At 69.1% G+C, this 18703-nt stretch carries 21 protein-coding genes and 1 pseudogene; 12 read left to right on the top strand and 10 right to left on the bottom strand.

The annotated features are described in order from the left end of the window. The first annotated feature begins 181 nt into the window (after positions 1–181). The 3 genes from AB1K56_RS13735 to AB1K56_RS13725 are packed head-to-tail and all read left to right on the top strand — an operon-like array spanning position 182 to position 4157. A complete protein-coding gene (locus AB1K56_RS13735; protein ID WP_136586347.1) occupies positions 182–868 on the top strand; it encodes an HAD hydrolase-like protein in 687 nt (228 codons plus the stop codon). Then, positions 861–2057, top strand: a complete 1197-nt coding sequence (locus tag AB1K56_RS13730) for a hypothetical protein (RefSeq protein WP_371206093.1) — start codon at positions 861–863, stop codon at positions 2055–2057. Before AB1K56_RS13735 ends, AB1K56_RS13730 begins: the two co-directional genes overlap by 8 nt. A 36-nt stretch (positions 2058–2093) precedes the next feature. Further along, entirely contained in the window at positions 2094–4157 is a 2064-nt protein-coding gene (locus AB1K56_RS13725; RefSeq protein ID WP_371206092.1) for a bifunctional lysylphosphatidylglycerol flippase/synthetase MprF, read from the top strand. Positions 4158–4214: 57 nt separating this feature from the next. On the opposite strand, the gene AB1K56_RS13720 is transcribed toward AB1K56_RS13725, so the two are convergent. Continuing rightward, the gene (locus AB1K56_RS13720) at positions 4215–4421 is read right to left on the bottom strand and encodes a cold-shock protein (protein WP_136586350.1); all 207 of its coding nucleotides are present in this window, start codon (positions 4419–4421) and stop codon (positions 4215–4217) included. 331 nt (positions 4422–4752) lie between these two features. On the opposite strand from AB1K56_RS13720, the gene AB1K56_RS13715 reads away from it, so the two are divergent. The 4 genes from AB1K56_RS13715 to AB1K56_RS13700 are packed head-to-tail and all read left to right on the top strand — an operon-like array spanning position 4753 to position 7827. Next, positions 4753–5361 (top strand): GntR family transcriptional regulator, encoded by a 609-nt coding sequence (locus AB1K56_RS13715; protein WP_371206091.1) that lies wholly within the window; start codon positions 4753–4755, stop codon positions 5359–5361. 48 nt (positions 5362–5409) lie between these two features. Next, a complete protein-coding gene (locus AB1K56_RS13710; RefSeq protein WP_371206090.1) occupies positions 5410–5838 on the top strand; it encodes a hypothetical protein in 429 nt (142 codons plus the stop codon). A gap of 4 nt (positions 5839–5842) precedes the next feature. Beyond that, positions 5843–7135: a sensor histidine kinase gene (locus tag AB1K56_RS13705; protein ID WP_371206089.1), complete on the top strand. Its 1293-nt coding sequence runs from the start codon at positions 5843–5845 to the stop codon at positions 7133–7135. Continuing rightward, positions 7132–7827, top strand: a complete 696-nt coding sequence (locus tag AB1K56_RS13700) for a response regulator (RefSeq protein WP_371206088.1) — start codon at positions 7132–7134, stop codon at positions 7825–7827. The genes AB1K56_RS13705 and AB1K56_RS13700 overlap by 4 nt, the downstream gene beginning before the upstream one ends. A gap of 145 nt (positions 7828–7972) precedes the next feature. Here AB1K56_RS13700 and AB1K56_RS13695 read toward each other — a convergent pair whose 3' ends face one another. Both AB1K56_RS13695 and AB1K56_RS13690 read right to left on the bottom strand, forming a co-directional pair. After that, positions 7973–8974, bottom strand: a complete 1002-nt coding sequence (locus tag AB1K56_RS13695; RefSeq protein WP_371206087.1) for an endonuclease/exonuclease/phosphatase family protein — start codon at positions 8972–8974, stop codon at positions 7973–7975. Positions 8975–9102: 128 nt separating this feature from the next. Then, positions 9103–9369 carry a GlsB/YeaQ/YmgE family stress response membrane protein gene (locus AB1K56_RS13690; protein WP_136586355.1) on the bottom strand — a complete coding sequence of 89 codons (267 nt, stop codon included), beginning with the start codon at positions 9367–9369 and terminating at the stop codon, positions 9103–9105. A gap of 159 nt (positions 9370–9528) precedes the next feature. Between AB1K56_RS13690 and AB1K56_RS13685 the strand changes: the two genes are divergently transcribed. Beyond that, positions 9529–9762, top strand: coding sequence for an undecaprenyl phosphate translocase family protein (locus AB1K56_RS13685; RefSeq protein ID WP_371206086.1), 234 nt, complete (start codon positions 9529–9531; stop codon positions 9760–9762). Beyond that, entirely contained in the window at positions 9759–9989 is a 231-nt protein-coding gene (locus tag AB1K56_RS13680) for an undecaprenyl phosphate translocase family protein (protein WP_371206085.1), read from the top strand. Before AB1K56_RS13685 ends, AB1K56_RS13680 begins: the two co-directional genes overlap by 4 nt. 902 nt (positions 9990–10891) lie before the next feature. Here AB1K56_RS13680 and AB1K56_RS13675 read toward each other — a convergent pair. From AB1K56_RS13675 to AB1K56_RS13645, 7 genes and pseudogenes are all read right to left on the bottom strand, one after another. After that, positions 10892–11197 (bottom strand): alkylmercury lyase, encoded by a 306-nt coding sequence (locus AB1K56_RS13675; RefSeq protein WP_046748005.1) that lies wholly within the window; start codon positions 11195–11197, stop codon positions 10892–10894. A gap of 10 nt (positions 11198–11207) precedes the next feature. Then, positions 11208–11738 carry a signal peptidase II gene (locus AB1K56_RS13670; protein ID WP_270410855.1) on the bottom strand — a complete coding sequence of 177 codons (531 nt, stop codon included), beginning with the start codon at positions 11736–11738 and terminating at the stop codon, positions 11208–11210. Next, positions 11735–12343 carry a cadmium resistance transporter gene (locus AB1K56_RS13665; protein WP_036297875.1) on the bottom strand — a complete coding sequence of 203 codons (609 nt, stop codon included), beginning with the start codon at positions 12341–12343 and terminating at the stop codon, positions 11735–11737. The genes AB1K56_RS13670 and AB1K56_RS13665 overlap by 4 nt, the downstream gene beginning before the upstream one ends. After that, positions 12343–14259, bottom strand: coding sequence for a heavy metal translocating P-type ATPase (locus tag AB1K56_RS13660; RefSeq protein WP_371206198.1), 1917 nt, complete (start codon positions 14257–14259; stop codon positions 12343–12345). The genes AB1K56_RS13665 and AB1K56_RS13660 overlap by 1 nt, the downstream gene beginning before the upstream one ends. Next, the gene (locus AB1K56_RS13655) at positions 14256–14615 is read right to left on the bottom strand and encodes a helix-turn-helix transcriptional regulator (protein WP_067118444.1); all 360 of its coding nucleotides are present in this window, start codon (positions 14613–14615) and stop codon (positions 14256–14258) included. Before AB1K56_RS13655 ends, AB1K56_RS13660 begins: the two co-directional genes overlap by 4 nt. Before the next feature lie 151 nt (positions 14616–14766). Further along, a pseudogene (gene ccsA / locus AB1K56_RS13650) lies at positions 14767–15111 on the bottom strand (cytochrome c biogenesis protein CcsA); the annotation flags it as partial. A 140-nt stretch (positions 15112–15251) separates the two neighbouring features. Further along, entirely contained in the window at positions 15252–16571 is a 1320-nt protein-coding gene (locus AB1K56_RS13645; protein WP_067118052.1) for an MFS transporter, read from the bottom strand. A 184-nt stretch (positions 16572–16755) separates the two neighbouring features. Here AB1K56_RS13645 and AB1K56_RS13640 point away from each other — a divergent pair, with 184 nt between their 5' ends. From AB1K56_RS13640 to AB1K56_RS13630, 3 genes are all read left to right on the top strand, one after another. After that, entirely contained in the window at positions 16756–17214 is a 459-nt protein-coding gene (locus AB1K56_RS13640) for a DUF6153 family protein (RefSeq protein ID WP_230977764.1), read from the top strand. A 114-nt stretch (positions 17215–17328) separates the two neighbouring features. Continuing rightward, a complete protein-coding gene (locus tag AB1K56_RS13635) occupies positions 17329–17919 on the top strand; it encodes a DUF305 domain-containing protein (RefSeq protein ID WP_067118055.1) in 591 nt (196 codons plus the stop codon). 75 nt (positions 17920–17994) lie between these two features. Next, positions 17995–18621: a CueP family metal-binding protein gene (locus AB1K56_RS13630; protein WP_046747999.1), complete on the top strand. Its 627-nt coding sequence runs from the start codon at positions 17995–17997 to the stop codon at positions 18619–18621. Positions 18622–18703 lie beyond the last annotated feature (82 nt).

Raw genomic sequence — 18703 nt, 5'->3', positions numbered from 1 at the left:
CATGGGCAGACCGATCCATCGGTCGAAAGAGATGGTCATGTCGGCGCGAACACTTTTCGCGCGAATCTCCCGCCTTTCCTCGCAGGTCGCCGGTACGCCCTCCCCCCTCCCGCCGCGCCACGCATGCCGACGACGTGCGTGGGGGCGCCGATGCGCGCGGGTCCGCCGGTAGCGTGGACGCATGCCCGCACGCTCTCCCTTCTCCTGCATCCTGTGGGATGTCGACGGCACCCTCGTCGACGCATCGGAGGGGATCCTCCGGCGCCTGACCGTCACCCTCGAGCATTTCGGACGCCAGGCCCCCACGCGCGGCGAGCTGTCGCACTGGATCGGTCCCCCGATGTTCGAGTCGTTCCAGGCCAACGTCGGCATGACCCCGGAGCAGGCGACCGAGGCCGTCACCTTCTACCGGGGCCTCAACAAAAAAGAGGGCTACACGGTCAGCGCGCGCCTCTACCCGGGCGTCGCCGACCTGATGCACGAACTGCGCGCCGCCGGCATCCCCCAGTCGACGGCGAGCTCCAAGCCCGAGGTGCAGGTCGTCGCCCTGATGGATCACTTCGACCTCGCCCCCGACCTCGACGCGATCGTCGGGGCGAGCCTCGACGAGCGCACGCTCAGCACGAAGGCCGACATCGTCCGCGAGGCGCTGCGGCGACTGGCCGCGAACGGCGTCGACACCTCCCGTCCCGTCCTGATTGGCGATCGGCACCACGACGTGGAGGGCGGAGCGGATGCCGGGGTCCCGGTGATCTTCGTGCGCTGGGGCTTCAGCTGGCCCCACGAGGCCGACGGAGCGCAGGCCGCCGTCGACGATGTCGCGCAGCTGCGGGCGCTGCTGCTGGTGGACGACTCCGCCGGTGCCTGACCTGGGTGCGGCGCTGCCGTTCGTCATCGCCCTCGCTGCGGCGCTCGTGGTCGTCGCGGTGATCGTCGTCGCGGTGCGGCGCCATCACCGTTCGCCTCGCATGCGCGTGGCGGCCGATGACGCGGCGGCGCAGGCGGCGGAGGCGCTTCTGCTTCTCGATGACGCCGTGGACGATCTCGACGCGGCGTTCGAGGCGGCCGACGCCCTCGACGCCCCCGACGCGCCCACCGACCTGCGGCGAGCGCGCACCGCGGCCCGGCGCGACCGCGATCGCGGGTTCGCCGATGTGTCGGCCCTCGACGACCTCGCGACGAGCCCCGCGCGGCGGCGCGACCAGGCGCGACGCGTGGCGCAGGCCCTCGACGCGGCGCGCGAGCGCGTCCGTAGCCTCGGCGAACGGCTCGAGACCTGGGCGGCGGCGAACCGGACTCCCGCCGCCCTCCTGGCGGCGGCGCGCGCGCGACGCGACGAGGTTGTCGCGGCCATCGGCGACCCCGAGCCCCTTCTCGTCGTCCTCCGGCAGCGCTTCGATCCCACGGACGGGGCCGACGCCGAGCGGGCGGCCGCCGCGGCCACCGCCGCCCTGTCGGAGGCGGATGCCGCCCTGCGCGACGCGCAGCACGACGCGACTCCCGCGTCCCTCCAGCGGGTCGTCCGGGCGCTCCGATCCGCCTCGCGTCACGGGAGTGCCGTGGAGAATGCGCACCGCTTCGTGCTGCAGGCGGCCGACAACGCCGGCGGCGAGATCTCGGCCGCGCGTGACGAGGTCGAGACCGCCCTGGCGATGGCCGCCGCACGTCCGTCCGACGGTGCCGCGTCCGCGACGGGCGTGCTGCGCGAGGCGCTCCGCGATCTCGATCTCGCCTCCGCGTCCGTCTCGCGCCGGCCGGGTGAGGCCATCGCGACCGTCGCCCGCGTGCGCGAGGTGCGCGATGTCGCGCTCGGCGACGCGCCGAATCCCCGCCAGCGGGTCGAAGCGGCCCGGGCCGCCCTCCCGGGGACCCTGGCGTGTGCGCGGGCGGCGTTCATCGCCGCCGAGGCGCGCGACGACCGCCCCCTCATCGCCGACCGGCTGCGCCTCGAACGGGCGCGGCGCGAACTGGCGGCGGCCCGCGCGGCCACCGACGCGACCGACGCGCTCGCCCACGCCCGGGCCGCGCGGCGCGCGCTCCTCGACGAGACGAGCTGAGGCGGCGCGGGCGGCCTGTGCAATAGCGTGAGCGGCATGTCGGACACGTCCCGGTCTCCTCGAGCCTCGACCGTCGCTCGCCGCGTCCCGGTCACCCTCGGGCTCGCGGGCATCCTGCTCCTCGTCGGACTGCTCGGAGGCGGCCTCTGGTCGCCATTCTCGGCGTCGCCGCTGTTTCCCGACGTCGCGTACGGGCTGCCGGCGTTGGTCGAGGGTCGGTGGTGGACGCCGATCACCGGCACCTTCTTCGTCGACGCGCCCTGGGTCTACCTCGCGGGCGTCCCCGCCCTCGCCGCGATGGGGTTCTTCGAGTTCACGCGCGGAAGCCGTCTCACCGCGCTGTATTTCGCCGGAGGCCAGCTCTTCTCGGTCCTGGGTGCCGCCGCGTTCCTCGCGGTCGCCTCCCTGCTGCCGTGGTCGTGGGCGCAGCAGCAGGCCGGCGTCCTCGACGTCGGTCCCTCGGGAGGCGTCTTCGCCTGCATCGCGGGCGCCCTCGCCGTCCTGCCCTCCCCGTGGCGCCTGCGCGCCTGGACGGTCTTCGTGGCCGCCCTTTCCGTCGCCTTCGTCTACTACGGATCGCTCCCCGACCTCGAGCACGTGCTGGCTGTGGGCCTGGTCCTGGCCGTGGACCGCTCGCTCCGCCCGCAGCGGGTGAGCGTGCGCGAACAGCGTCTGATCGCCTTCGTCGTGGTGTGCGCTCTCGGCGCGATCGAGATCCTCGGCTACGTCGCACCGATGACCGGTCCGTTCGGGTCGTCGGCCGCGACCTCGGGATCGTGGGTCGACGTCGCGATCAACACCGTGATCGTCCTCGTCGTCGCCACGGCCCTGCGCCGTGGCCGGCGGTGGGCGTGGATCCTCGTCCTGCTGTACTGCGTGGCCAACGTCCTCCTGGTCCTCGCGATCCTCGGCATCCTGATCGTCGTCGGTCTCTCCGGGATCGAGGCGCAGCTCGACACCGACGTCACGAGCGTCCTGGCCTCGTCGGTGCTGTGGATCATGGCATCCGTCTACTTCGTCCTCGTGCGCGGGGCGTTCCGGGCGCGGCCCCGCGCCGCGCTCGGCGATGCGCCCCCTCCCTCGGTGGACGAGATCAAGAACGAGCTGCGCGCGACGGGCGGGGGGACGCTGTCGTGGATGACGACGTGGGAGGGCATGTCGTACGCGCGGTTCGGGCGCGGCATCGTCGCCTTCCAGCGCCGCTCCGGGGTCGTTCTCGCCCTGGGCGATCCCCTGGGCCCCGAGGCGGATCGCCCGACCACGGTGCGTCGGTTCGTCGAGCGGGCGGAGGCGGCCGGCCTCGCCCCCTGCTTCTTCAGCGCCGGTGAGTCCACGCGCGCCGCCGTGCCCGAGGGCTGGCGGTCCCTCGTGGTGGCCGACGACACCGTCGTCGACCTCCCGGGTCTGCAGTTCACGGGCAAGGCGTGGGGTGCGGTGCGCACCTCGCTCAACCGCGCGCAGCGGGAGGGCATGACCTTCCGTCTCACCCGGCTCGCCGACGAACCGTGGGGCGTGCGTCAGCAGCTGCGGGCCATCTCGGAGAGCTGGGTGGGAGACAAGGGCCTGCCCGAGATGGGGTTCACCCTCGGCACGCTGCACGAGGCGGCCGACCCCGAGGTGCGACTGGCCCTCGCGATCTCTCCCGCGGGCGACGTCGACGGCTTCCTCTCCTGGCTGCCCGTCTACGGGGAGGGACGGGTGCGCGGCTGGACCCTCGACCTCATGCGCCGTCGGGACGGCGGGTTCGGCCCCGTCATGGAGTACCTCATCGGCTCATCGGCACAGCAGTTCTCCGCCGAGGGCGCCGAGGTGCTGTCGCTCTCCGGCGCCCCGCTGGCTCACGAGTATCCACCGGATGCCGGCGCCATCGCCGATCTGCAGGCGCGCATGGCCACGATGCTCGAGCCGGTCTACGGGTTCGCCTCGCTGCACCGGTTCAAGCAGAAGTTCCACCCGCGGTACGAGACGATGTACCTGCTCTACCGCGACGAGGCAGACCTCACGCGCATCGGCGCCGCCCTCACCCGGGCCTTCCTGCCGCACGCGACGCTGCGTCAGTTCGCGGCCGCCGGAATCGACCTCGTGCGGCAGGAACGCTGATCGCCCCGACCCTCGCCGGGATGCGGGGGCGGGGCGGACTGGCGGGAGCCGGACGCGTCAGAGCGCGCGGATGTTCTCCGCCTGCAGACCCTTGGGGCCCTGGGCGATCTCGAACTCGACGCGCTGGTTCTCCTCGAGCGAGCGGTAGCCGCCGGACTGGATCGCGCTGTAGTGCGCGAACACGTCCTGCCCGCCGTCATCGGGGGCGATGAAGCCGAAGCCCTTCTCCGAGTTGAACCACTTGACCGTGCCCTGCGTGCTCATCGTGATGCCGTTTTCCGCTTGAGCCGACGCCGTGCGCGCCGGACTGTGCCCCCACGGTAACGGCCACCGCGGTAGACCGCACGGCACCGTGACACAAACGTTGCGCCGGCCCGGAGGAGGTCGGATCGGCGGGCGATGAGCCCGAAGCCCATACGACGCCCGGGCTGAGCAGAGCTCGAAGCCCGGGCGTCGACGGATCCCCCCGGATATGCCACGCGATGCGTGACGGCGATCACTTTACCGGCGCGCGACCGCGTGCGCGACACGAAAACGAAGAATCAGTCAGTTATATCGATGTTCTGTGCTAGCGGAGAGCCGTAAAATCCGCCTCATGGATGGTCGGCGACGCGCTTCGGCCCTCGTCGACGATGCGTACCGCTCACTCGGCGAGGCCATCGTCGACGGTCGCCTCCAGCCCGGCGACCGGTTGCGCGACGTCGAACTCGCCACCCTCATGGGCATCTCGCGCACCCCCGTCCGCGAGGCCCTGCAGCGGCTGGAGCGGATCGGCCTGGTCGAGGTCGCAGCCAACCGCTACACGCGCGTCTCCGCCCTCAGCGACCGCGCCCGCACCGACATGCGGGAGTACGCCGCGCACACGATCGCGTCGGTCATGCACGTGGCCCTGGCACGGGCCACCGACGACGAGATCGCCGCGACCCTCCCCCTCGTCGACGCCCTTCGCGATGCCGAGTCGTCGCGCTCCTATGTGGCGGCGGCGCTCGACCTGTACGGGCACCTGGTGGCCGAATCGCGCAATGTCGTGTTCCGCAAGGCCTTCGAGCAGACCGACCTCGTGCTGCGACGCAATCTCGACGGCTGGGGCAGCATCGACGACGACACCCGCGAACCGCTCTTCCGTCATCTGCGCGAGCAGATCGCCCGTCGTGATGCGAACGGCGCCTGCTGGAGCTTCCTGACGCTGCACGGTTTCGCGTGAGGGTGCAAGATCGCGCGGACCGAGGCGACGCGACGCTAGCGTGACGGCATGTCCCACATCGAGTTGCATCCCCTCTCCGACGACGAACGGGATGCCGCCTACGACGCGGTTCGCGCCAGCAGCTCCGCGTGGCCGCGGGGAGTCTTCGACGACCGCGACTCTTTCGAGACGTGGGTGCGACGCGCGGACGTGACGGTCTACACGATCGCGCAAGGCGACCGGGTGGCCGGAATCGGAGCGGCGATGGACGTCGACGGAGACCGGGAGATCCTGCTGGCCGTCGCCCCCGACGCCGACGCCGACGCGCCCACCGAGGCGCTGCGGCAGCTCACCGTGCGCGAAGCGGAACGGCCGCTCTACGCGTGCGTCTCTGCGGACGACCGCCCCGCCCACGAGATGCTCGCACGCATCGGGTTCGTCGAGCACGAGCGCGACGGCGCCGACGTGGTCTACGTGCTGCCGCCGACGTTAGAGTGACGCGGTGCCGACGACTGAGGATCCCCCCGCACCGACGCTGACGGATGCCGACGGGTTCACCCGTGTGCTGGGTCGGCCCCGGTCGATGGCGGTGTTCGTCGCGATCGTCTTCGTCGTCACCGTCGTGCAGGCGCTCATCAATCCCCTCACGGGTCTGCTGGAGGGCGAGTTCCCCTGGGAGGGTCCGCCGCCGCTGTCGGTCGTCATCGCCCTCGTCGTCGTCGGCTGCGCCGCCCAGAGCGCCTTCCTCTTCCTGTGCGCCCGCGCGCCGCTGGTCGCCCTGGCCGGAACGGCCGGGTGCTACGTCGCCCTCGTCGCCGGCCTGTCCATCCCCCGCTGGCTCACCGCTCTGCCCCTCGTGGTGGCGGTGGCCGTCTTCTTCGTCGCCCTGTCTCGGCGCGCGGTGGTCGCCGTCGGCGCCGCGATCGCGGTCGCGGCGGTCGTGAGCCTGTCCCTTCTCGCGTGGGCGGTGTCGACCGGGGTTCCCGCCGGCGTCGTCGGGGGCTTCACCCTCGAGACCGTCCTCTCCGTCGGCGCCCCGATCGCGGGGGCGACCGCCCTCGGCATCTGGTCGTCCCGGAGACTCCGCGCGTTCCGTCGCACGCGGGCCGAACTGGCGGAGGCCGCCGCCGTGCACGCGGCCGAGATGGAACGCGTGACCACTCTCGAACGCGCCCGCATCGCGCAGGAGCTCCACGACGTGGCCGGACAGCACCTGGCCGGGCTGCTCTCCCTGGCCGATGCCGCGATCGACATCGAGGTCCTCGACACCGCACAGGCTTCGGCGCTCATCTCGGAGATGCGTGCCGAGGGGCGCTTCGCCTCGGCGAGCCTCTACGCGGCCTTGCGCGATTTGCGGGTCCAGAACGGCTCGCGCGTCGAGCCGACCCTCGACCTCCGTTCCCTCGACGGTCTGCGCGACTTCTGGTCGTCGCGCGGCATGCGCGTCACGGTCGAGGTGCGGGGGGAGATCGCCGATCTGCCGGCGATGGTCTCGACGACGGCGTATCGCGTCGTGCAGGAGGCCCTCACCAACGCCGGCAAGCACGCCCCCGGCGCCCCCACGACGGTCGAGGTCGACGCGTCCTCGACGACGCTCCTCCTCTCCGTGCAGAACGATCCCGCGACCGCCCCGCGCACCGCCCGCGACGCGGAGGGGCTGGGATGGGGCCTGACCGGCATGGCGGAGCGCGTCGACCTCATCCACGGGAGCCTCTCGGCGGGTCCACGCGACGACGGGGGCTGGTCCGTGGTCCTCCGTGCGCCGATCGGCGCCCTCGACCCGGTGAGCCGATGACCACCCCGAACGACGAGGTCAGCGTCCTCATCGTCGACGACAACCGCACGGTGCGGCGCGGCATCCGGCTCCGCCTCGAGAACGCCGCGGGCATCCGCGTGGCCGGTGAGGCGTCGAACGGCCAGGATGCCGTGGTCCGGGCCCGTGCGGAGAGCGTCGACGTGGTCCTCATGGACCTGCACATGCCGGGCATGGACGGCATCGAGGCGACACGGTTGATCACCGCCGATCGACCCGACCGCTGCCGCGTCATCCTGCTGACGAGCGAGGTGTCGGACGCGTTCCTCGTCGATGCCCTCGATGCCGGCGCGAGCGGATACCTCCTCAAGGGCCACGACAGCGATCAACTGCTGCCGGTGATCCGCGGGGCGGTGGCCGGCACGGCGACGATCTCGCCGCTCGTCGCTCCGCGGCTGCTCCGCGAACTCCGCGCGGCCCGCCCGGCCCCCGCCGATCCGGAGCGACTCGCGCTGCTTACCGCCGCCGAGCAGCGCGTGGTGGGTCTGCTCAGCAGCGGAGTGACCTCGAACGACGACATCGCGCGACACCTCTGCGTGTCCGTGAACACCGTGCGGAGTCAGACGGCCGCCGCCCTGCGCAAGCTCGACCTCGACGACCGGACGCAGCTCGCCCTCTGGGGCGCGCAGAACGGTCTGAGTCGACGCGACACGTCGTCCGAACGGATGAAATAGCCCGCCGTCGGCCTTCGTCATCCGTCCGGATGCCGCGAGATCGGCGAGAACGCGCCAGAATGCTGCTCACAGCGGTGCAATGCCGCCGCTGGTCCGCGCGGGGCCGGGAGTTTTGGGGGCGGCCCCGCGCGGCCACTGCCCCCGCTCAGCGTCGCGACAGCGTCGCGACGATCGGCCGGTGATCGCTCCCCGCGCCGTCCTCCCCCCTGAGCACGGCGAAGCGGTCGACCGTCCAGGCGGGCCCCGCGAGAATGTGATCGATGGGAGCTCCCATCTCGGCCGGTACGCCTGCGGGCCAGGTCCCGGCCGCAGCGGCGCCGACCGCGCCGGCGGCATCGCGGCATCGACCGAGGTCACCTCCGTCGACACCGTGGCCCGCGAAGTGGTCCAGCGTCGCGTTCAGGTCACCGGCGACGATGACCTCACCGTCTCGGCAGCGGTCGGCGATCCAGCTGAGCCCGTCGTCCCACTGCGCGATCAGTTCGGGAAAAGGGGGCATCGGGTGCGCGGCGACGACGACGGGCCCCGCGCCGCGGACGGGACGCCAGATCCCGCTCGGCAGACCCGGTGTCGAACCGGCGAGCCGGTCGCGCGCGTACGCGCCGAGGTCGGTGGAGATCAGGATCGACGTGGGGATGGGCTCCCCGCCGTCCGCGGCCCACACCGTGTCGTGCTGCATCTCGACACCGTCGTGCTCCAGGATGCCGACCACCTGCGCCGCGGCGAAGGCATCCGTCTCGGGGAGGCTCACGACCTCGGCCCCGGTCTCCTCGATCACTCGCGCGATGGTCTGCGGTGACACGGAGCCGCCGTAGGTGTTCCACGCCATGACCGTGAGGTCCCCCGCGCCCTCCCGCGCCGGCCCGTCACCGCGGACCGCGAGAACGAGGCCGTTACCCGCCGACATCGCCGCCAGTGAAATGGCGAGAGCGGCTGCCACCCCCCAGCGGCGGCGGGTAACGGCGAAGACCGCGAACGCGAGGGCGAGAACCGCCGTCGCAAGGGAGAGGAGGGCCCGGAAGGAGACGACCGACGCCATGACCGGGAGACGGTGAGCCCCGATCGCCTGAGGCCAGATGACGACGAGAGCCGCGACCGCCCCGGTCAGGAGGGTGATCACGAAGGGCGCGCGCACTCGGGTCGACACCGTGCCCAGTAAAGCGTGCCTCGGACGTCTTCGCGACACGGCCCGGCGCAGAGGGAGGTGGAGCGGCACCCTGAGACGCACGAAGGCCCGGGGCGCGGTCCCCCGCCCCGGGCCTTCGTCACTCGTCGTCAGCGCGCGGTGCGGCGTCCGACGATCAGGCCGTAGATCAGCAGCACGATGATCGAGCCGCCGATGGCGAGCAGCCAGGTCTGGATGGAGAAGAAGTCCTGCAGAGGGGCGTTGAAGAGCAGTCCGCCGAGGAAACCGCCCAGGAGGGCGCCGACGACGCCGAGCAGGAGCGTGATGAGCCAGCCGCCGCCCTGCTTACCGGGGAGGATCAGCTTGGCGATGGCGCCGGCAATGAGGCCGAGGAGGAGAAATCCGAAGAATCCCATGGTGTCGTTCCTTTCGCGAGTGAGAACCGAAGCCCGCTCGAGGCGGGACTCGTTGCTTACAGCCTCCTCTCAGGTTGGCGTTTCGCCGGGTGGCTTGCGCTGACGGGAATTGTCTGGTTCGCGCGAGGGGCGCCGGCCACGTCGCCCAGCGTGGATCGAATGGCCGACCACCTCGCCGACCACCGTTCCCCCGTCCAGCCCGCTCTCGACCTGCTGCGCGGGACGCTCATCGGGGCGGTCGAAGTCGTGCCGGGGGTCAGCGGCGGAACGGTCGCGCTGATCGTGGGGGTCTACTCGACCCTGATCGACGCCGCGGTGCGCTGGCGCATCGTGGCCCCGGTGCTCATCGGCATGGTGCTCGCGGTGCTTCTGGGTGCGCCTCCTCGCTCGTGAATCTTCTGCGCCTGCTGCTGGCACGCTTCCACGAGGTGATGCTGGCGCTCATGACGGGGCTCATGCTGGGCTCCCTCCGCGCCCTCTGGCCGTGGCAGGACGAGGTCGGTCGAGCCCTTCCCGCGGGAGAGGATGCCGTGTCCCTCGTCGCCCTCGCCGCGGCCGGCGCCGCGGTGGTCCTCGTGGTCGTGGCGGTGCAGTCCCGTCTTCAACCGAGCAGCCGCTGACTCCCGACCGAGTTTCTGTGGAGAGTGCTGTGCACAGATGGGAGAGAGGTGTGGATAACCCTGTGGGGAGCCGTCGCCATCGCGCTCAGCTCCGCTCCGTCACACCCGTGGATTGAGGCGGAATTCCGCCCCCGAAGGCGAATGACAACCGCGTCATTCCGGGGACGGAGCGTCACAATCGCGATCGACGTCGTCGTGGGGATAACTCCGTGATCCGGATGTGCGAACTGTGGATAACTTCGCCCTTCACCGCACGCCGGTGCAGGAGAGCCTCGTCCTTGAGATGTCCACAGGGCGATCCGTCTTCCCTTCCGGCTCTCCCCCGCTTCCCCCACGACGAGCACGCCCCCGCGATCCGCGGAATTACGCGCGTGTAGTTTCGAAGACCGAGACGAATACAGCGTCTCTCCACAGCCTTACTGACACCCTCCCGCCCGTTTCGCACATGTTCTCCACAGGGTTATCCACATGTGTAATCGTCAGCCTGTGCGAACCCGCCCGGTCGACCACGACCGTCGCGTGGGGCCTCCTTCCACGGCGGCCGAGGTGAGGTCGCGCGGAGGATCCACGGGGTACGCCGAAACGCGGCGTGCGAAGCCTTCGGCGACGAGTGGCCCACCCCGCACGGACTCACGGTCCTCCCGCTCCCGCAGACGACGAAGAAGGCCCCGGATGAATCCGGGGCCTTCTTCGTTCTGTGCGCGAGGGGGGACTTGAACTGATCTCGACCCCCTCGCGCCGCGAATCTCGGTATGACGTTCTGCCGCATAAAGTCAACGATCTACAGCACGTGAACTGTGGATAACTCCACCGAGCTACCCCGAGCTACAGGTTGCTTAGCACTTTCGCTAGCACTTTTTCGGGCGCACGCCGAGCTGCGCGGGCCCGGGAACTCGCGATGCTCAGCTACGCGCTTCAGAGAACACCGCATGCAGCTGTTCGAGGGTCGGTGACCCGGCAAGCCCGTTCGGTGTCCGGAAGACGCGGCAGGCGAGTCCGACGGGCGCGCTTGGTTCGGCGAACGGGTCGATGCCGTCGATGAGGATCGTCGGGGAACCGTGAAACCCGAGACGAACTGCTTCCTCCGTGGTCCCGACTCGTTGACGGATGATGCTTGCATCGGTGCGCCCGTGGAGTGCTTCGGCGATCCTGTGGTCGAGTACCTCCCAGTTCGGGCAGCCGTCGAAGTATTGCAGTGTGATCTCCATGATGGTCCTCTCAGTTCTCGTTGCTGCGAAGCGTCAGGAGCGCTCCGGCGATCGCGGCGGTGACGATGACGATGTCGGCGATGTTCCCGATGAACCAGTTGCCGTAGGCGAGGAAGTCCACGACGTGGCCCTGGGCGAATCCTGGTTGGCGGAAGAGCCGGTCTCCGGCATGCGAGGCGGCTGACCCGCCGAGCGCACCGATCACGATCGCCCACCCGGGGCGTCGGACCCGGAACGCGAACACGATCGCGGTGGCCGTGGCCGCGACGGCGATGAGAGCGAACACCCAGGTGAAGCTCTCCCCGAAGGAGAACGCCGCGCCGGGGTTGTACGCGAGCTGCAGGCCCAACAGGTCGCCGATCAGCGGGATGCGCTCGTGCTCCGACAGGGTGGCCTCGGCCCACACTTTCGTTCCCTGATCGATCACGACGACGACCACTGCGATCAGAAGCGCCCAGGCAGTGAGCCGCCAGCGTCCTCTCTGCGGACGCTCTCCCGACGCCGATGCCGACTCAACGTCGGTATTCGTGTCCGGGGTCATGCGAGGGCCTCGAAGAGACGGACGATAACGCCGGATTCAATGAGGATGAACAGGCCCAGGCCGATGAACACGACGGGGACGAGCCAGTGCTCGACACGTTCGAGCGTTTCGGTGACGGCCTTGTGGGTGCCGATCAGTCGCCCGGCAGCGCACCAGACGGCGACGAGGATCAGGAACACGACGATCATGACCGCGACGTCGCCGGGCGAGCTGGTGCGGAAGATCGGCGTGTAGAGGGAGATGTTGTCGGCCCCGTTGGCGATCGTGATCCCGGCGACCCCCCATAGTCCGACCGCGGTGATCTTGGAGTCGTCATCATCGTCGTCGCCGTTACGGCGCAGGCCGCGAATGAGCGTCCAGATGCCGATGCCGAGCGGGATCAGACCCAGGAAGCCGACCCATTCGTCCGGGACGATCGTGAGACCGAGCGCGGCGATCACGCTGATCACGACGAGTGTGATGAACCCGAGGTACTGGCCTGCGACGATCTGCCACGGTCGCGGCTTTCCCCGGCTGGAGGCGAGGAACAGCACGGTGAGCACGACGATGTCGTCGATGTTGGTCGCCGCGAACAGGCCGATCGCCGACCCGATGGTTGCGAGCATCAGCTTTCCATTCGTGGTGTGCGGGTGCGTGCGGCGCGCAGGCCGTTGAGGATCACGATGACCTCCGCGACCTCGTGGACCAGGACGACAGCCGCGAGCCCCAGGACCCCGAAGAGCGCGAGCGGGAGCAGTGCGGTGATGATCAGCAGGGACAGGATGATGTTCTGGTTGATGATCCGCCGGCCCCGCCGCGCGTGATCGAACGCCCGCGGGATGAGCCGCAGATCATGACCCGTGAAGGCCACGTCCGCAGACTCGATCGCCGCATCGGAGCCGGTCGCTCCCATCGCGATGCCGATGTCCGCGGACGCCAGGGCCGGGGCGTCGTTGATGCCGTCACCGATCATCGCGACCGATCCCGCCTTCGACAACTCGCCGATCGCGGTCGCCTTGTCCTCAGGGCGCAGCTCCGCGCGCACATCAGCGATCCCGGCCTGCGCAGCCAGCGCACGAGCGGTGCGGGCGTTGTCCCCGGTGAGCATCGTCATGCCGACGCCCTGATCCGCAAGCGTGCGGACCACCTCGGGGACTTCCGGACGCAACTCGTCGCGGACGCCGATCGCCGCGACCGGTGCCTCGTCGCGGTGCACGATCACGACAGTCATGCCCTGCTCCTCAAGCCCTGCAACCCGGTCGCCGAGCTCGCCGGCGTCGAGCCAGCGGGGGCTGCCGACCGTGATACGAGCGCCATCGACGGTGCCGTCGATGCCGTGCCCGGCCTGCTCGGTCACATCCGCGGCCACGGGAACACCCGGGGCTGCAGCGGTGATCGCCGCCGCAAGGGGATGCGTGCTGTGCTGCTCCAGCGCCGCCGCCCACGCCAGCGCCTGCTCCTCGGCAATGCCGTTCGCAGTGAGGACCGCGGTGACCGCGGGCTCGTTACGGGTCAGGGTGCCGGTCTTGTCGACCGCGACGTGCCGGACCGTGCCGAAGCGCTCGAACACCGCGCCGGACTTGATGATCACGCCGAACTTGCTCGCCGCGCCGATCGCGGCAACGACCGTCAACGGCACCGAGATCGCCAGCGCGCACGGAGAGGCCGCTACCAGCACGACGAGCGCACGAGTGATCCATACCTCCGGGTCGCCCAGCAGTGACCCAATGATCGCGACGAGCGCTGCGAGAATCAGCACACCGGGTACGAGCGGGCGGGCGATCCGGTCCGCGAGGCGCGCTCGCTCGCCCTTCTCCGTCTGCGCTTTCTCGACCAACTCCACGATCGTCGTAAGCGAGTTATCGGTACCGGCCGCAGTCGCCTCGACCTCCAGCACGCCGGAGCTGTTAATCGCGCCGGCCGACACCGCGTCCCCGGGCTCGACCTCGACGGGGATCGACTCCCCGGTGATCGCCGAGGTGTCCAGGCTTGAGCGGCCAGAGCGGACGATCCCGTCGGTTGCGATCCGTTCGCCCGGGCGGACGACCATGACCTGGCCGACCGTCAACTCCCTCGCCGGCACCTGCGCAGAGACGCCGCTCTGCAGCACGGTCGCCGTCTCCGGCACGAGCTTCAGCAGCGCCCGCAGGCCGCCACGGGCACGGTCCATCGCCTTGTCCTCAAGCGCCTCAGCAATCGAGTACAAGAACGCCAGAGCAGCGGCCTCCTCCACATAGCCGAGGATGACCGCGCCGATCGCGCTGATCGTCATCAGCAGCCCGATCCCGAGCTTGCCCTTGAACAGCTTCCGAATCGCGCCAGGAGTGAACGTCGACGCGCCCAGCAGCAGGCCGATCCAGAACAGTACGAGCGTCGGGATCTCGAGCCCGGACCATTCAAGGATCAGACCGGCGAGGAACGCGACACCGGAGAAGACCGGCACCATGATCCCGCGGTCCCGCCACCAGGGCCTCTCCGCCGCTTCATGTTCTCCGCCCGACATGGTGGCAGGCTCGTGCTCACAGCCGCACGCCGCGCTCACGCGTCCGCCCCCGCACCGCAGCAGCCCGGCACCGTGCACGACGAGTCCACGCACGGCGCATGCTCATCGACAGCCAGCGTCACATCCACCAGCGCGACGAGCGCCGCGGCAAGGTGCGGATCCGCGATCGCATACCGCGTCTGTCGCCCCTCAGGCTCCGCGACCACGATCCCGCAGTCACGCAGGCACGTAAGATGGTTGGACACGTTCGAGCGCGTCAACTCCAGTTCGCGGGAGAGCACACCCGGATAACTCGGGGCGTCGAGCAGAGTCATTAGAATCTTGGAGCGCGTCGGATCTGCCATGGCCCGGCCGAGCCGGTTCATGACGTCGAGGCGTGAAGCAATAGTCAGCATGCACTGAACTATACAGTAAACGCTGACATACTGACAATTCGCCGATTCGAGCAGCGGCGCGCGGATTGCCGCTTGCATCGGTCCAGTAACTGGTCGTGGCCAGCACCGCGCAGCTCCGTTGTCGGCTCGATGTGGGTGTGTCGCCCGGTGTTTAGCTGATGCCGGAGTAGGCGTGCAGGCCTTTGAAGAAGAGGTTGACGATCGCGAAGGTGAACAGCACCGCGGCGAACTCGATCAGCGACAGCCCGGCGGACTTCGTGCGGCGCCAACCGAAGCCCCAGTAGCGTCCCCACGGCTCGTTCGCCCAGATCACCCCGGCGATAAGGGTGAACGTACAGAAGATGAATCCGAGTATCGCGAAGCGGTAGGCGAGGGTCTCCAGTGCCTCGGAGTTCGGGAGTATGCGGAGGCGGCCGCGGCCTAGACCGGCGGGACCCGCGCCCCGCGCCTGTTGTCGTTCCCGCCGTGCCCGCAGTGCGAGATCAACGGCTACCCCTCACTTTCCGCGATCGCCGCGTCGAGCGTGAAGGTGCTTTCCGCGCCGACCCGCACCTGATCCACAGGCCGGATTGCCGCACCACATCGAGCATCATGCCGCGATCCCCGGAACCAATGCCCCTTCCGCCAGCTCCGTGCTCACGCGGTGCGCACGCAGGAGCACTGGGATGCCGCGAGGGTGCCTTCGGCGGCTTCGGTCTCCTCACGGAGCGCCGGGTCGCCCGTCGCCGTTTCTGCGTCAGTGCCGGCGACGATGGCCTTCGTTCCCTTCTCGCGGGGCCAGAGCATCTGCGCCGCGATGGCGCCGGTGATGGCGAGAGCCGCAAGGATCGACCATGCGAGAGTGAATCCGGACGCTGTGCCGACCCATCCGGCAATCGGGTAGGTTACGAGCCAAGCCAGGTGGGACAGTGAGAACTGTGCTGCGAAGGCTGCAGGGAGTTCGGGCTTGGGAGCCGAGCCGCGAATCACCCGTCCGGTGGGCGTGACGATCAAGGCCATGCCGCCTCCGATGGCGACCCAGATGGGTGCCGTGATCGTCCAGGAGATCGCCTGGGCGGCGGTCATCGCTACGGCAGCCAACACGCCGGCAAGCAGCACGACGGCACCGGTCATCATGACGACCCGCTCGGCGATCCGATCGAGCACGCGTGGCAGGAACAGCGCGACCAGCAGTGTGCCGCCGCCGGAGGCTGCGAGCATCCAGGCGACGTCGGCCTGCGTGCCGCCGAGCTGATCTCGAACGTAGTTGACCGTGTTGACGACGACGATCGATCCGGCTGCGGCGACCACCAGATTCAGGGCCATGACGCCGCGCAGGCGCGGAGTGGAGAAGAAGACCTTCATGCCCGAGGTGACGCGGTTCCAGGCGCCCGCCTGCCCACTCGGGGCAGCGTTAGGGATGCGAGTGGAGAGCACCAGGATGGCGGAGAGCACGAAGCCCACCGAGGTGCCCACGAATAGCCAGTTGAACGTCATGAACGTCAGGGCCACCGCAGCCAGAACCGGGCTGAGCAGGCTCTCCATCGTGTATGCCACCTGCGACGCGGACAGCGCCCGGGTGTAGTCGGACTCCTCGGGCACGATATCGGGGATGACTGCCTGGAATGTCGGCGTGAATGCCGCGGAGGCTGCTTGCAAGACACCGATGAGGACGTAGATCTGCCAGATCTCCGTGACGAACGGCAACGCGAGCACCACCATCGCGCGCACCACATCGAGCAGGGTCAGGAACATCCGTCTCGGGAGGCGGTCGGCATAGGCCGCCGCCAGCGGAGCGATCAGGACGTACATGACCATCTTGATCGTCAGCGCCGTCGCGAGCACCGCCCCCGCGCTCGCGCCGGCGAGTTCGTAGGCCAGCAGGCCGAGAGCGACGGTCGCCAACCCGGTACCGAACAATGCGATGATCTGCGCGCTGAACAGATGCCGGAAGTCGCGGATCGCAAACAAACGCATCGGGTCCTCCTGACGGTCTCAACCACTTTAGCACCTCCAACCATATACCCCCCTGGGGTATTCCATTCGGGTTGAGTCTGGTAGCCCAGCCACCCGTCCAGTACCCCGCGGGTCCAGCAGCCTCGGTCGCTCCCGACCGCTCCGGCGCAGACTCGATCCACACGGAGCCCGTAAACTGGGGTGCGTGGCATCAGTGGCAGCAGCGCGCGGCAGGAAGGGCCTCCGGGGCTTCTTCCAGTGCGTGGTGCTCGGAGGTCTGCTGGTAGCGACCATCATCTTCGGACTGCTAGCGATGCACACGCTGAACCTGCACGGAACCCCTGCCGCCCACGCGCCGGCCGTCGTATCGGCTTCTGTCGTCGATGCAGGCGCAGCCCATCACGGCGCGGTCGGTGATCACGAGCCCAATGGTGCGCTCGGCGATCCCGGTGCCTCATGCGCGGACTGCGGTGCTGGCGATCATCTCGGTATGGCGATGGCATGCGTGCTTGCGCTGCTGCTGGTCCTCCTGGTCCTGCTGCCGCCGCGGCTCCTTCCGGGGTGGATGCGTACCGTGCCCCGACCGTTGCTCGTGTGGCGCGGCATCGACAGGCAGGTGAGCAGGGCGCCGTTGTTACACGTTCTCTGTATCAGTCGCACGTGATCGAGAGATGAACCGGCGCACACCAGAGCTACCGGTTCACTCACTCACTCACTAACGCGGCGACCCTTGCGGGCGCCGCGTCACCGAAGCGACTGTAGATACTGGAGAACACTCATGAAGTTTCGTACTGCGGCGACCGCAGCACTCGCCCTCTCCGCTGCCCTCACGTTGGCTGGATGCTCGACCGGAAGCGGGGAAGACTCGATGCCGGGCATGGATCACGGCTCGTCCGAACAGGCGGCGGACGTCAACGATGCGGACGTGATGTTCGCCTCGATGATGATCGTCCACCACGAGCAGGCCATCGAGATGAGCGACATCGTCCTCGCCAAGGACGGCGTCTACCCCGAGGTGGTCGAACTGGCCGAGGCGATCAAAGCCGCCCAGGGTCCCGAGATCGAACAGCTCCAGGGCTGGCTGAACGCCTGGGGCGTGAACCCCGAAGAGCACCAGACGGACGGGATGGATCACGGAGACGGCATGATGACCGAGGATGATCTCGCCGCCCTCGAATCAGCTGACGGTACCGAGGCGTCGAAGCTGTTCCTGGAGCAGATGATCGGCCATCACGAGGGAGCGGTCGAGATGGCCCAGACGCAAGTCGACGACGGCAGCAACCCTGACGCCGTCGAGCTCGCGCAGACGATCATCGACGCCCAGACCACCGAGATCCAGCAGATGCAAGACCTCCTCGCCACCCTCTGATCGACCGGTCATCCCGGTTGGCGCCGGGGCGACAGCCCCGGCGCCAACCCCCATCACTCTTCGAAGGATCACGCCATGTCTCACCTCACCACTCCGCGACGACGGAAGCTGATTGTCGCCGCGACCGTCATGCTCGTCTCCGGTCTCGTTCTCACCGCATGCTCCACGACGACGTCTTCACCCGAATCTGATTCGCCCTCGGCGGGCACTCAATCAGTCGACAACGACTTCCTGGCGGCACACGACCTGGACGGCCTCGATGCCGCGCAGGTCATCGAACGGCTCGACACGATGCCCGTCGCTGACCGCCCCGCCGATCTGATCGCGTCCGTGCAGCCGGATGCACTCGTCCTCACCGATGACCAAGAACGCGAAACACAGCTGCCGATGCCCGATGACGAGGTATACATCTCGATCGCCCCCTACCGAGATCAAACCCACGACTGCTACTTCCACAGCCTGACCACCTGCCTCGGTGAGCTCGCCAATGCTGAGGTTCAGGTCACGCTCACCGGCGATGACGGTGAAGTGCTCGTCGACGAGGTGCGGCAGACCTACGACAATGGCTTCATCGGCATCTGGGTACCCCGCGGCACAACGGCGACCCTCACCGTGGAATACGACGGCCAGGCGGGAACGGCAGACATCTCCACGATGAACAGTGACGACCCGACCTGCATCACCACCCTGCAACTGACCTAACCCTCCGACACCACGACTCCGAACACCCGGTTTCCTTCTGAATGAACCCCTGGTTTCATTCTGAATGTTCCTTCTGAATGTT

Origin of the sequence: Microbacterium sp. BWR-S6Y, from assembly GCF_041379845.1 — a bacterium.
Taxonomy (GTDB): Bacteria; Actinomycetota; Actinomycetes; order Actinomycetales; family Microbacteriaceae; genus Microbacterium; species Microbacterium hydrothermale.
Note: the sequence above shows the minus strand (reverse complement) of the source record. Positions and strands in the feature narration are given on the sequence as shown.